Annotated in this window: 10 protein-coding genes; 7 read left to right on the top strand and 3 right to left on the bottom strand. The window is 37.7% G+C overall.

What is annotated here, in order from left to right; genetic code table 11:
* Nucleotides 1–23 precede the first annotated feature (23 nt).
* The 3 genes from murA to BMY50_RS12140 form a co-directional block, all read right to left on the bottom strand.
* Complete coding sequence (gene murA, locus BMY50_RS12150) at nucleotides 24–1,346, bottom strand: UDP-N-acetylglucosamine 1-carboxyvinyltransferase (RefSeq protein ID WP_093324561.1); 1,323 nt, start codon at nucleotides 1,344–1,346, stop codon at nucleotides 24–26.
* A 102-nt stretch (nucleotides 1,347–1,448) separates the two neighbouring features.
* A complete protein-coding gene (locus BMY50_RS12145; protein ID WP_093324560.1) occupies nucleotides 1,449–2,141 on the bottom strand; it encodes a DUF4290 domain-containing protein in 693 nt (230 codons plus the stop codon).
* Nucleotides 2,142–2,230: 89 nt separating this feature from the next.
* On the bottom strand, nucleotides 2,231–4,510 hold the full coding sequence (locus BMY50_RS12140; RefSeq protein ID WP_093324559.1) for an ATP-dependent helicase: 2,280 nt from the start codon (nucleotides 4,508–4,510) through the stop codon (nucleotides 2,231–2,233).
* 358 nt (nucleotides 4,511–4,868) lie between these two features.
* Between BMY50_RS12140 and BMY50_RS12135 the strand changes: the two genes are divergently transcribed.
* The 7 genes from BMY50_RS12135 (at nucleotide 4,869) to BMY50_RS12105 (ending at nucleotide 13,815) form a co-directional block, all read left to right on the top strand.
* A complete protein-coding gene (locus BMY50_RS12135; protein ID WP_093324558.1) occupies nucleotides 4,869–5,687 on the top strand; it encodes a 3-keto-disaccharide hydrolase in 819 nt (272 codons plus the stop codon).
* Between the two features lie 7 nt (nucleotides 5,688–5,694).
* Nucleotides 5,695–6,168 carry an NUDIX domain-containing protein gene (locus tag BMY50_RS12130; RefSeq protein WP_093324557.1) on the top strand — a complete coding sequence of 158 codons (474 nt, stop codon included), beginning with the start codon at nucleotides 5,695–5,697 and terminating at the stop codon, nucleotides 6,166–6,168.
* A 99-nt stretch (nucleotides 6,169–6,267) separates the two neighbouring features.
* On the top strand, nucleotides 6,268–7,071 hold the full coding sequence (locus BMY50_RS12125; protein WP_093324556.1) for a PorV/PorQ family protein: 804 nt from the start codon (nucleotides 6,268–6,270) through the stop codon (nucleotides 7,069–7,071).
* Nucleotides 7,061–9,094, top strand: coding sequence for a ComEA family DNA-binding protein (locus BMY50_RS12120; RefSeq protein WP_093324555.1), 2,034 nt, complete (start codon nucleotides 7,061–7,063; stop codon nucleotides 9,092–9,094). The genes BMY50_RS12125 and BMY50_RS12120 overlap by 11 nt, the downstream gene beginning before the upstream one ends.
* Nucleotides 9,094–11,199, top strand: coding sequence for a ComEC/Rec2 family competence protein (locus BMY50_RS12115; RefSeq protein ID WP_093324554.1), 2,106 nt, complete (start codon nucleotides 9,094–9,096; stop codon nucleotides 11,197–11,199). The genes BMY50_RS12120 and BMY50_RS12115 overlap by 1 nt, the downstream gene beginning before the upstream one ends.
* A gap of 11 nt (nucleotides 11,200–11,210) precedes the next feature.
* A complete protein-coding gene (locus BMY50_RS12110; protein ID WP_093324553.1) occupies nucleotides 11,211–13,118 on the top strand; it encodes a RecQ family ATP-dependent DNA helicase in 1,908 nt (635 codons plus the stop codon).
* Nucleotides 13,119–13,233: 115 nt separating this feature from the next.
* Nucleotides 13,234–13,815, top strand: coding sequence for an RNA polymerase sigma factor (locus BMY50_RS12105; RefSeq protein ID WP_093324552.1), 582 nt, complete (start codon nucleotides 13,234–13,236; stop codon nucleotides 13,813–13,815).
* Nucleotides 13,816–13,995: the final 180 nt, after the last annotated feature.

Raw genomic sequence — 13,995 nt, 5'->3', positions numbered from 1 at the left:
ATCGGACTTGTCTTTCAAATTAACTAATGCAAAGGCTTACCCTCAATTCTTCTTATCTGTGCTCCTAAAGCTAATAAACGTTCGTCAATATGTTGATATCCTCGTTCTATTTGTTCGATATTATAAATAACGGATCTTCCCTGGGCTGATAATGCAGCAATTAATAAGGAGACGCCCGCGCGTATGTCTGGAGAGGTCATCTCTATACCTTTTAATTTAAAGGCATTGTTGAGGCCTATCACTGTCGCACGGTGCGGGTCACATAAGATTATTTGCGCTCCCATATCTATCAATTTATCGACAAAAAAGAGTCTGCTTTCGAACATTTTTTGATGAATTAATACATTTCCTTTGGCTTGTGTAGCTACTACTAATACTATGCTAAGCAAATCGGGTGTAAAGCCTGGCCAAGGCGCATCAGATATCGTTAAAATAGAGCCATCGATAAAGGTTTCAATCTCGTAAGAATCTTGGGCTGGGATATAAATATCATCCCCTCTACGTTCCAGCTTGATACCTAACCTGGAAAAAACTGTTGGGATAATACCTAACTCTTCAAAATGAACATCCTTTATCGTAATTTCAGAGCCCGTCATAGCCGCAAGTCCTATAAAGGAGCCGATCTCAATCATGTCTGGAAGCATACGATGTGTTGTACCACTTAAGCTGTCAACTCCCTCTATTGTTAGTAGGTTAGAGCCGATACCTGAAATATTGGCGCCCATTCGGTTAAGCATCTTACACAACTGTTGTAAATAAGGTTCGCAAGCAGCATTATAGATAGTTGTTGTTCCCTTCGCTAAAACGGCTGCCATTACAATATTAGCGGTTCCGGTGACAGACGCTTCATCCAATAAAATATAGCTTCCCTTTAAGTTGGTAGCATCTACTTGGAAAAAATGGTTGTCTGCATCATAATTAAATTTAGCACCTAATTTCTCAAAGCCTATAAAGTGCGTATCTAAACGCCTTCGACCAATTTTATCACCTCCTGGTTTTGGAATAGCTGCTTTACCGAATCGAGCAAGTAGCGGACCAACAATCATAATTGAACCGCGTAGACCGCCCCCTTTCGTTTTGAATTCGGCCGATTGAAAATAGTCGATATTAATATCTTTCGCTTGAAAAGTATAGGTATCCTTATTCAAACGCGCTACGTTTACACCAAGTTCGACTAACAGTTCAATTAATTTATTAACATCTTTAATATCAGGAATATTACTGATAGTCATTTTTTCTGAGGTCAATAAAACTGCAGAAAGTATTTGTAAGGCCTCATTTTTTGCTCCTTGTGGAACAATCTCTCCCTTTAATTTTTTACCACCGTAAATTTCAAATGCGTTCATTTAAATCTATTTGCTTAAAAATTAAACCGGCCTTTATCGTGTAACGTTCTAAAGGAACATTAAATGATAAGGGCCGGCTGATAATATTATTTCTTGAGGGACTTAATAACGTTTTTGACGTTTTTGACCGCCTTTATTGTTGTTATTATTATTGCTTTTGTATTGACGTTTTTGACCACCACCATTGTTATGTTGTTGGCCAGTATTTGTGTTACTCTTTGGTCGATTTCCCGGAGGAGGTGTTTTGAAATCAAGTTTAGTTAGATTTATATCCTCATCCAACTCAAGATGTCCGTGAGACAGTTCTTTCAAATCATCAATAATATGATCGTCGGTCACTGAATCCTTATTCCAAGTAACGTAAGCCATCTTCATAAAATTAGCCATCGATTGTACCATGGTTTTTTTACGGTCGGTATCTTCTATTTTCTTGGCTCTTTCAATCATCAACTCGATAATGTATCCATAATGTTTATACTTTATGCGATGCTGAGGATAATTTAATGTTTCCGGCTTAGCATGTATTGCTCCGGGGGTTGGTTTAGGATAAGGAGAATCCACATCAATCTGAAAGTCTGAAATAATGTGAAGATGATCCCATAACTTATGTTTGAAGTCGGTCACATCTCTTAAATGCGGATTTAAAAATCCCATTAGGTCTATCACAACCTGTGCATGTCGGTTACGTTCCTCACGCGTAGGGAGGGTACAAATATATGCAACCATATTTTGTACATTACGACCGTACTCTGCTAGGATCAGTTTTTTTCGGGTACTATTATAGTCGAATTCCATATTTTTCTTTTTTACTAGTTGTTAGTTGCGAGAAGTGAAAAGGTATCGAATTAGATATCACTGATAACTCGTAACGCATAACTCACAACTTAATTGTTAACAATTCTAAGTTTTGCAAATTTAAGCAACAATTGCTTCTGTCCTAATTCTTTGAAGAAAATAGTTGCTTTTATTTCTGGTTTTGTTCCTTCTAAGTTAATTACCTTGCCAAAACCGAACCTTTCATGTTCCACTTCCATGCCAACTTGTAAGTTGCTAGTGTCGGAGGGAGCAAAGCCAGGACTTGGCTGGTGTGCTTTGGGAAGGATAGAAGTAGTTTTCGGTATTACTTTTGGTTTGGGCTTTGTGAACACATCTTGTGATTGCGACCAATTGCTACGTTCTTTTGCAAATGGATCATTTGCACTTGTTTTTACCGATGGTGCTTTAAAATCAAGGGCTAAGTATCGTGGATCTATTTCATCAATGAACCTGCTGGGTTCGCAATTATTGAGTGTGCCCCAACGATATCTAGATGTTGCATAGGATAAAGTCAGTTTTTTTTCTGCTCTGGTAGTTGCTACATAAAACAATCTTCTTTCTTCTTCCAAGTCGGTACGCGAATTTAACGACAGTTGAGAAGGGAATAAATTTTCTTCAAGACCAACAATATAAACTTGCGAAAACTCTAATCCTTTTGATGAGTGGATTGTCATTAGTGACACCGTATCCGCGTTGGGGTTTTTATCATTATCATCATTGGTTAAAAGAGCGATGTCTTGCATAAAAACATCTAATCCTTTTTCTTCTATATCTTCCCTTTCACTAAATTCTTTGATACCGTTTAATAGTTCTTGAATGTTTTCATACCTGTTCAACCCTTCTACAGACTTATCTTCATATAGATCCTTTAAAAGGCCTGAATGCTGTGCAATGTGTAGCGCCACATCATAAGCATTGTTGTTTTTGGCTAAAACCTGAAAGCTCTGAATAAGTGATCCAAAAGGATAAACAACAGCCGCTGTCCGGCCATCTAAAAAGCTTTGTGGATTGATAATGACATTCCAAGTGCTTGTTTGCTGTTGGTCGGCGGCAATAAAGATACGCTCAACGGAGGTATCCCCAATACCACGTCTGGGATAATTGATTACCCGCTTCAGGGCCTCTTCATCGTTGGGGTTAAAAGTTAATCTAAAATAAGCGATTAGATCTTTTATTTCCTTTCTTTGATAAAAAGAGGTGCCACCGTAAATTTTATAAGGGACGTTTAACTTTCTGAGTGCTTCTTCCATCGCTCTAGATTGCGCGTTGGTACGATAGAGAATTGCAAAGTCTTTAAAATTCAGTGCATGAAGTGAGCGATCCTGCAGGATGCTTTCAGCCACCATCTTACCTTCTTCATTGTCACTAAATGCGCGTACAACATTTATTTTGTCGCCTATTTCGTTCTCTGAAAAAACCTCCTTCTTGAGCTGATTTTTATTGTTCGAAATGATGCTGTTAGCCGCATTAACGATGTTTTGGGTAGACCGATAGTTCTGCTCTAACTTAAAGACATTCAAATCCGGGTAATCTTTTTCGAAATTTAGAATGTTCTGAATATTAGCTCCTCTAAAGGCATAGATACTTTGTGCATCATCTCCTACCACACAGATGTTTTCGTTTACGGCGGCTAATCTCTTCACAATCAGGTATTGAGAAAAGTTAGTGTCCTGATACTCATCCACCATCAGGTATTTAAATTTGGTCTGATATTTATAAAGTACCTCCGGATGGTCTTTTAACAAAACATTTGTTTTAAAAAGGAGGTCATCAAAATCCATTGCTCCTGCTTTATAGCATCGTTGGGCATAGGTTTGATAAATTTGTGCCATATTACCACGACCTCCAGATTGATCTTCCGCTTGTATTTGTGCATTTTTCTGATATTCAGCTGGAGAAATAAGATTATTTTTGGCAGAAGAGATGCGATTGTAAACAAAGTTTGCATTATAAAGTTTATCATCCAGCTGCATTTCTTTCAGAATGGAGCGAATCAAACTCTTGCTATCATCGGTATCATAAATAGTGAAATTACTAGGATAACCAATATGATGTGCTTCTACCCGTAGAATTTTGGCGAAAACGGAGTGAAAAGTTCCCATCCAAATATTTTTAGCTTCATTTCCAACAACTTTCGTGATACGTTCGCGCATCTCTTTGGCGGCTTTGTTGGTAAATGTTAACACTAATATATTGAAAGGGTCAATCCCCTTTTGTATGAGATGGGCTACCCTGTAAGTAATTACCCTTGTTTTTCCTGATCCAGCACCTGCAACAATCATTACAGGTCCCTCTGTTTGTTCTACTGCTGCCCTTTGTGATAGGTTAAGTCCTTGTAAATAATCCAAAATTTCCTCGCTATTTTTTTATTGGATAATGTGCTACTTCAATTTTTTTGCTTTAAAATGCTTTTTGTTTATAAAAAACATATTACTAGCGTCATCTGCAACCACAGGCATTGGTTAAGCTCCATGCGGAAAAGTTCTTGATGACAAACCCATTCATGAAGAAGTCTTTCAAAAAAAGATCTTGAAATCCCCATGAAGTATAAAAGGCAAAGATACGAAATAGATGCGAGAGGTTTATGAGGCCGTGAGGGATTTTATATGAAAATAATTTAGGCTGCTTAAAATGGTGAAATTGCGATGATAATAACCACTAATATATTTAGATTTTGTATTTTCAGCCCATCAATTTTGCTGAACTATGAGAAAAATCATATTCCCCTTGCTATTTTTAGGTCTTTTCCTGATGGTGGGATGTACATGGAATTCGAATACTAAGTCCCGAAGTAATTCGGAAAAAGAATGGGTATCTCTTTTTAACGGAAAAGATATGAACGATTGGATGGTGAAAATTCATCATCATGAATTTGGAGATAATTATGGGAATACTTTTCGCGTAAAAGACAGCGCCATACAAGTGAGGTACGACCAATACGACGATTTTAATGATCAATTCGGGCATTTATACTATAAAGTTCCTTATTCCTATTATCATCTTAAACTAGAATATCGCTTTGTCGGCGAGCTACAAAAAGGTGCTCCGTCCTATACTTTACGTAACAGTGGTGTAATGTTCCATTCACAAGACCCACGTACAATGCCAAAAGAACAAGATTGGCCTATTTCTGTAGAAATGCAGTTTCTGGGAGGTTTAGGAGATGGGAAACCTCGCCCAACGGGAAATATGTGTTCGCCTGGAACAAATGTAGTATATAAAGGGAAAATTGCTGATTCCCACTGTCTTAATTCCACTTCAAAAACTTATGATGGAGACCGTTGGGTCAGTGCTGAACTAATTGTGTTAGGTGATTCCCTCGTTACACATATCATTGAAGGTGATACCGTTTTACAGTATGCCAAACCACAGATTGGCGGAGATGTAGCAAACGGTTATGACCCTAAGATCAAAATCGACGGTAAATTGTTAAAAAACGGATATATTGCCTTACAAAGTGAGGGGCAACCTGTAGATTTTCGCAATATTAAAATTAAAGATCTCTCGTCGATAGACTCACAATAAATATTATATGCAGATATTATATCCTTTTAACGTACGTGTATACGGTTTACTTGTTAATGAGCAGAACGAAATACTGATCAGTGATGAACAGGAATATGGTAAACAATTCAGTAAATTCCCGGGGGGAGGATTGGAACATGGTGAGGGTTTACGGGATGGTTTAAAACGAGAATATATGGAGGAATGTTCTGTAGAGGTTGACGTATTAGAACATATTTATACAACTGATTTTTACGAGCATTCTTATTTTAACAACAGCCAGATCATTTCCGTATATTACAGAGTAAGAAATATCACGCCTTTAAATCTACCCTTCAAAACAATTGCGTTTGATTTTGATGAAATGGAAGGAGAAATATTTCAATCATTTAGACTGGTTAAATTAAGCGACCTACAACTAGACGATCTAACATTTAAAACGGATCGAATCGCCCTTGAAGAATTTTTGAAACAAAACGATTTAGCATCGACTAAAAAATAGAATTACATAACGTATTTAAATACAGGTAGTTCTGTTCATTTTGTTCATTGTGCTGAACAAGTAGTATCCCACACCTATAAAAAGTAATTTTAAGGTGAAATGCTACTTAAACTTATAACCTTATTATTATTTTTTTCCTCATCCTTATTCGCTCAGGTAAACCCAGTTGCCCGATTTAGTGGTATGGGTAATACAGGAACAGCGCTACGGGGGGCAGCGGCACTTAGCAGTAATCCTGCGGGAATAACAACTTTAGAAAAGCCGCAAGCGGGCCTTTATTATCAAGAACATCTATTAAATACAGACATTAGTACGCAGGGTGGCCTCTTTGCGTTGCCTACTAGATATGGCGTTTTTGGCATGCACTTATCAAGTTACGGCATTACGGGAACTTACGGAGACCTTAAATTGGGGGCGACCTATGCCCGCCCATTTGGAAGGTGTTTTTCTACCTCCTTAACCCTTAATTATCATCAATTGCGTATTGATAAGTATGGCGGAAGCGAAGCTTATTCTGTAGATATAGGTATACAGTATTTGATAACAACCTATTGGCTTATAGGGGCACACTGGGCTAATCTAGGTCGTACCGCCTATGATCGTACCGTTAATGCGATCATCCCCACGCATTTGAGGGTTGGAACGAGTTACAATGTTCATACAAACTTGCTTGTAACAGCAGATTTCGAACAAATCTGGAACACAAAGGGAGTAGATGCAAGATCAGGGCTAGAATACAGGCCGATCACTTGGCTCAGTTTTCGGGGAGGTTTGTCTATACGTGATTTAAAAAGGTTTTGTGGTTTCGGCGTTTTCTATAATAACCTGCTACTCGATATGGCCACTGTTATACATCCAAGATTAGGATTGTCGCCACAAATGTTTCTCGCCTATGCCTTTTAGATTTATTTTATTAGTTGTCTTTTTTCTATTACTAAGATTCTGCATTTCCGCACAGGAAGTGAATGATCAACTTATTGAGCAATTGGTGGAATCGATGATTGACGAATTAGCGGAGGATACGGATTACACGGAACTAATGGAAAAACTCAGCTTCTATCAGCAGCATCCAATCAATCTGAATAAAACTGACGGAAGAGACCTACGTGAATTGCAATTTCTTTCACCCCTTCAGATTGCCAGTATCATTCAGCATCGAAAAACAAGTGGCGATTATTTGGCGGTTAATGAGCTACAAGCTGTTGAAGGCTTGGATTTGGAGATTGCTCGCTTGTTGTTGCACTTTGTGAAAGTTGATGAAAAATCTTCCTTGAAGGGCTTAAGCTTAAATGAAGGCAAACATGATTTACTCTTGCGGCACGCTCGCATCCTTCAACGTCAGCAAGGCTATCGTATTACAGACACAACAAGGTCGAGGTACTTGGGCGGCCCTGATCGTTTGTTCGTACGTTATCGCTATCAGTTAAAACAGCATGTACAGTTTTCTTTCAATATGGAAAAAGACGCCGGTGAACCCTTCTTTTCCGGTGCTCAACGCTACGGATTTGACTTCTATTCCGGAAGTCTTTACGTAAAAGACCAAAAGCGTTTGAAACAATTGGTAATCGGCGATTATTCCCTTCAGTTTGGTCAGGGTTTGGCCTTATGGACTGGCCTAAGTTTCGGAAAAGGTGCATTGGTTCAACATGTAGCTCGGCAGGGGATAGGTTTAAGGCCTTATACTTCCACAAATGAGTTTTTATTTTTTAGGGGGGTAGCTGCCACCTATATGATAAAAAATATTGCTGTCACTCCTTTTTTTTCTTATCGTAAACTAAGTGCTTCTCTTCAGGGTGACGAAGAAGGCAAACATATATATGGTTCGTTACTCGAAAGCGGCTTGCATAGAACACCTACTGAAATTGCTAACAGACATAGCTTAGGTCAGCTTGTATGGGGAGCCAATATACAATCCCAAAGAAATGGTTTAACACTTGGCGGATCTTACTATCAAACTCAATTTGATGGTTTGTTATTGCCAAGACCTTTGCTATACAACAAGTATAAATTTAGTGGTGATTATTTACAGAATACGACCGTTTATTATAATTATAATCTGGCAAATATGTACTTATTCGGTGAATTGGCACATAGCATTGGAAGTGGTATTGCCTATACAAATGGAATGATCGCTACCCTATCTCATGAGTTATCATTGGTTCTTCACCAGCGAAATTATCAAAAAGATTATCATTCCTTTTTTAACCAGGCCCTGGCCGAAGGTAGTAATGTTGAAAATGAACATGGTTTTTATAGCGGCTTAATCTTTCAGCCAAATAGAAAGCTACAGATTGTGACCTATGGTGACTATTTTAAGTTCCCCTGGCTAAAATATCGTGTAGATGCACCATCAGATGGTTTAGACTTATTCTCTCAGTTCACTTTTTCACCTAATCGCCATACCAAGGTCCTGGCTCGATACCGTTATCGTAAAAAATCTGAAAATGATGATAGTATAATAACTTCTCATGTATTGCAAGAAGTGAAGCGCCAGCAAATTAGGATAGAACTGCAGCATAAAATTCATGCGTCATTGGCGCTACGCCATCGTGCTGAATTTACGCATTATGCCAAGCACGATAAAAAAGAAAGAGGGGTAATGTTATACCAAGATATAATATATAAACCTTTAAAGGGAAAAGTTTCGGGAAACTTCCGTTTAGCTTTATTTAATACCTCAGGATTCAATACCAGAATTTATGCTTATGAAAACGATGTGTTATATGCTTCATCCTTTCCCTTTTATAGCAATAAAGGGGCTCGCTATTATGCCAATATACGTTACAAGCTTAAACGCGGGGTAGATTTATGGTGTCGATATGCATCCTTCATCTATCCAGACCTTAATCAGATCGGCACCGGACTGGAGCGAATTGACGGAAAGTATAAATCTGAACTGAAATTACAAATGAGGTGCCAGTTCTAATGAATGATTCCCCTTTGCATTTTGGAAGAATTCCATTTGTTTATTTTGTTATTGCTTTACTTATAGGAATAACACTTGCCTATGTTATTCCTATATCACTTCTTCTCTATCGTGTTCTCTCTATTTTGCTCTTTCTCGGCGTATTTTTCTTCATAGGTTTATCCGTAATCAGCAGGCAGAAAAATCATCGTATATTTCCAATTTTTGGTTTGCTGTTTATTTATATGCTGTCGCTTGTTGCTTGGGTATTAACCTGGGAAAGTCATCCATCCGTAAACAATAGACATTTTAGTCGGTATTCAACAACCTACTTATATGGTTTCATTGCAAATCAGCCAAAAGTTACTTCTTCCTTTTTGTTGGCTGAATTTCGCGTTACCGGCGCCAAAGAAAACAGTGGGAAGGTAATAGCGGCAAATGGGAAATTACTATTAAGGATAAAAAATACGACGAATTTGCATATAAGCTATGGAGACGAGTTGGTGTTGAAAAGTGCCGTTGAAAAGATTTCAGCTCCCTACAATCCACATGAATTTGACTACCAGGCTTACTTAGCGAATAAAAATATATGGCATCAGCAGTATTTGCATAACCATGAGTGGAAAAAAACAGGGAGAACTAGGGGAAATTACCTCGTACGCTATGCGTTTCTTGCAAGAGAGCGGATGGTCAATAAATTTAATAGATATTTTAAGAATAAAGATGCAAAAGCGATTGTTTCTGCGCTTGTATTAGGCTACAGGGCTGATCTTGATCAAACCCTTATAAAGGCATTTTCAACAACAGGCACTATTCATGTGCTAGCCGTATCCGGAATGCATGTAGGCATCGTGTTTCTCTTTCTTTCTATTGGTTTAAGCTGGATGAATACAAAGAACCTACGCATGTTACGTTTCATGATTCTCTTCGTTTCGATATGGATTTTTGCGTTACTTACGGGTTTTTCTGCCTCTGTTTTACGAGCAGCAATTATGATAAGCTTTGTGATGATTGCCAACACCTTCAGTAGACAGCGTAATACAGCCAACAACATCGCTGCATCGGCATTTTTTTTGCTTTTATACAATCCAAAATACCTAGCTGAAATCGGTTTTCAATTATCCTATTTAGCCGTGATAGGCATTATATGGATCATGCCCATGTTGAATAAATTATGGAAGTTTTCTAATTCGATGTTAAACAAAATATATAATAGTATCATATTGTCCTGTTCTGCACAATTAACGACGTTCCCGCTGGTGCTGTATTATTTTCATCTTTTTCCCGTTTATTTCCTCCCTGCTAATCTGTTTATTATGATTCCCGTTAGTATTATCATATATGTGGGTTTTTTTTTGCTGATGCTTCCAATTCATCCGATAAGCGAAAAGATAGCCCATTACCTGGAACAGTTTATCCTGTTGGTAAATAAGGGACTGCTTGCCGTTGAGCGTTTGCCCGGATCGACCATAAACCGTGTTTGGATCACTCTTTACCAGTGTTTGTTGATTTACCTATTCATGTTCTTTTTTATAATAGCCTGCCGATACGCTCATAAAAAGGTCCTCTACCTGTCAATAATTTCGTTCTTTATATTATGCGTTCTTTATAACTGCCGTTTCTTTACAAAACAAAGAACAGATCAACTAATTATTTTCAATATGCGAAAGAACCTGGCTATAGGGCTTATTCATCAGTACAAAGCGTTTATTTATAGTGATTTGGATATTTCGGATAAGTCCATTCAATATTCGGTGATTCCAAGCGTTGAGGCGAATACAGATATCAGCAAACTGAAGGAGATAAAAAGCGATAAAATCTTCCGTTATAAAGATATTCATATTCATGAGAGCACTATTGAATTTAAAAAACACAATCTCCTAATAGCAGATGGAAAGAAAGCGAATCCGTACCGATTCAATGCACCTCAATGGCTTCTAATAAGAAATAATCCGCAAGGAAGGATAACCGAAATGATCGGAAATATAAAGAAAGAGATGTTATTGATTTTAGATGGCTCTAATCATGAAAAAACCATCGAAAGGTTTTGTGAAGAAGCTCAGCGAATAGGAATACAAGTTTACATCCTAAAAGATAATTTTGCTTATGTTTGGAATGCTTATTAAGGGTTAATCTAATGTCTATTCACGAAATACTCCAACAATATTGGCGTTATCCACATTTCAGGCCTTTACAAGAGGAGGTGATCAATCACGTGCTCGAAGGAAATGATACGCTCGCTTTAATGCCAACGGGTGGAGGAAAGTCCATTTGTTTTCAAGTTCCGGCACTTGCAAAAGAAGGCATCTGTATTGTGGTTACACCATTGATCGCATTGATGAAAGATCAGGTAGAAAATTTGCGTTCAAAAGGCATTGAAGCAGTAGCGATATTTGCAGGGATGAGCAAGCGAGAGGTTGATATCTGTTTAGACAATTGTGTTTATGGCAAGATAAAATTCCTTTATCTTTCACCGGAAAGACTAATGAGCGAGCTGGTGCGGGAGCGTATTCGCTATATGAAGGTTAATCTTTTTGCGGTCGACGAGGCGCATTGTATTTCGCAGTGGGGTTATGATTTTAGACCTCCATACCTACATTTGGCTGAGCTACGCGACCTTCACGCAGAGGTACCCTTTTTAGCGCTTACTGCTACGGCGACTGAAAAAGTTATCTTAGATATCCAGGAAAAACTACTCTTTAAAGCTAAACCTGATGGAAGCAGGGCTGTCTTTGTAAAGAGCTTTGTAAGAGATAATCTAGCTTATATGGCCTTGGAAGAGGAGCATAAAACGAGACGGTTAGTCAACATCATACGTAATACCGGTGGAAGTGGTATTGTGTACGTGAGGAATAGGAAGGAAACGCAGGAGATTGCAAGGTTTTTAATAGCAGCAGGTATAAGTGCAAATTTTTATCATGCTGGACTTTCAACACCCGAAAGAGCAAAAAAACAAGAGGCCTGGAAGAAAAATGAATTGCAAGTGATGGTTGCCACGAATGCTTTTGGTATGGGAATCGATAAAGCAGATGTGCGATTTGTGGTTCATTTAGATATACCAGATACGTTGGAAGCCTACTATCAGGAAGCCGGTAGAGCGGGACGCGACGAAAAGAAATCTTACGCTGTTTTACTTTATAATGAGGCAGATAAATCTCGCTTGCAAAAGAACTTTGAGTTGAGTTTCCCAACAGTAAAAGAGATTGTGCAGATTTATTATCATCTGGGAAACTATTTTCAATTAGCGTACGGTGCAGGTCAATACCTCAGCTTTGATTTTGATCTAGGTGATTTTTGCAATCGTTATCAATTAGAGCCTTTGAAAACGATAAGTGCCTTAAAGTTTTTGGAAAGAGATGAATGGCTGGTCGTTAGCGAGAATGTATACATTCCTTCCCGACTTAGATTTGACGTTAACTCACAGGATTTATATAGTTTTCAAGTAGCACATGCAAATCTTGACGGATTTATTAAGACTATTTTGAGAGCGTATGGTGGTGCATTTGACTATTTTGTGCCTTTTAGAGAATCAGATCTAGCAAAAAAAGCCAACCTTCCAATCAGTGAAGTGACTAAGCGTTTGGAAGAATTGCAACGTTATCAAATAATCACCTATTTGCCCCAAACGGATAAACCACAATTGCAATTTTTGCAAGCTCGGAGTGACTCCCAGCACTTGAACATCAATAGACAGCATATCGAAAGTAGAAAAGCAATTGGTGAAGAACAGTTAAAGGCTGTTTTGAACTATTTAAAGGGAGATGGCTGTCGATCGCAAAAGCTGCTTTATTATTTTGGAGAAAAGAATAGTAAACACTGTGAAATATGTGATTATTGTTTACGGAGCAATAAAAAGACAAAACAAGAGGAGCTTGAAGATAAGTTAATTATAGAGATTAATAATCTTTTAGCCATTGAACCACTCAGACTGGACGAATTGGTAGAAAGATTACAGAATGGTAATGAAAAAGAGCGGATAACACTTATCCGAAACCTTGTAGACACTGGGAAAATAAAATTTATTAATGAGAAGTATGGGGTTTAGCAATTTTTTTGTTACAAATAAAGCGTGAAAAACGTGCAAAAAGCTACAATATATAGTGCACTATTTGCTTAATTGAATGTAGTGTTTATATTTGCGATAACCACGTATAAACACTATGGCCTATTGTGACTTTACTGATGCTGAATTATTAATTAAAATAAAAGAAAATAACCACGAAGCTTTCAAAGAGATTTATAAAAGGTATTGGAAAGTGTGTTATTTACAATTATTCCGTAAGTCAGGAAGTAAAGAGTTAGCAGAGGAGCTGACCCAGCGCGTATTTGTATCATTATGGGAGAGAAGAGCTGTTGTACAGATTACTCATTTATCTTCTTATCTACTTTCCGCTGTTCGATATTCTTTCATTAACCACCTTAAAACCTTGCTGCAATTTGATCATTATATCGATTACCAACAGCAACGTATTGATATTGGTTGTAATAACCTAGAAGAACAATTAGCAGCACGAGATTTATCGATTTCTATAGAAAAAGGTATTGAAATGCTGCCACGTAAAACACGGGAAGTATTTGTTTTAAGCCGGATGGAATACCGTTCTGTTAAAGAAATTTCGCAAGTTCTTAAAATATCCGAAAAAGCAGTTGAATACCATATTACACAATCATTAAAAGCTATGCGAATAGCCTTAAAAGATTATATGATTGTTGTTGTGATGTTATTGGCGATTGGTTACTAGTTGCTAGTTATTTGTTGTTAGTTGCTAGTTATTCGTTGTTAGTTATTCGTTGTTAGTTATTCGTTCAGCAAAGCTTGAGATCTCTCCATTTCATTGAGGTCGATGACAATCAGAATGAAGGTTTCTACTTCGCTCTGCGCTAAAATTCATTACTCATAGATCATCACTCATTACTAAACA

This window comes from Olivibacter domesticus, from assembly GCF_900109575.1.
Lineage (GTDB): Bacteria > Bacteroidota > Bacteroidia > Sphingobacteriales > Sphingobacteriaceae > Olivibacter > Olivibacter domesticus.
This window is presented reverse-complemented; position numbering and strand designations above follow the sequence as displayed.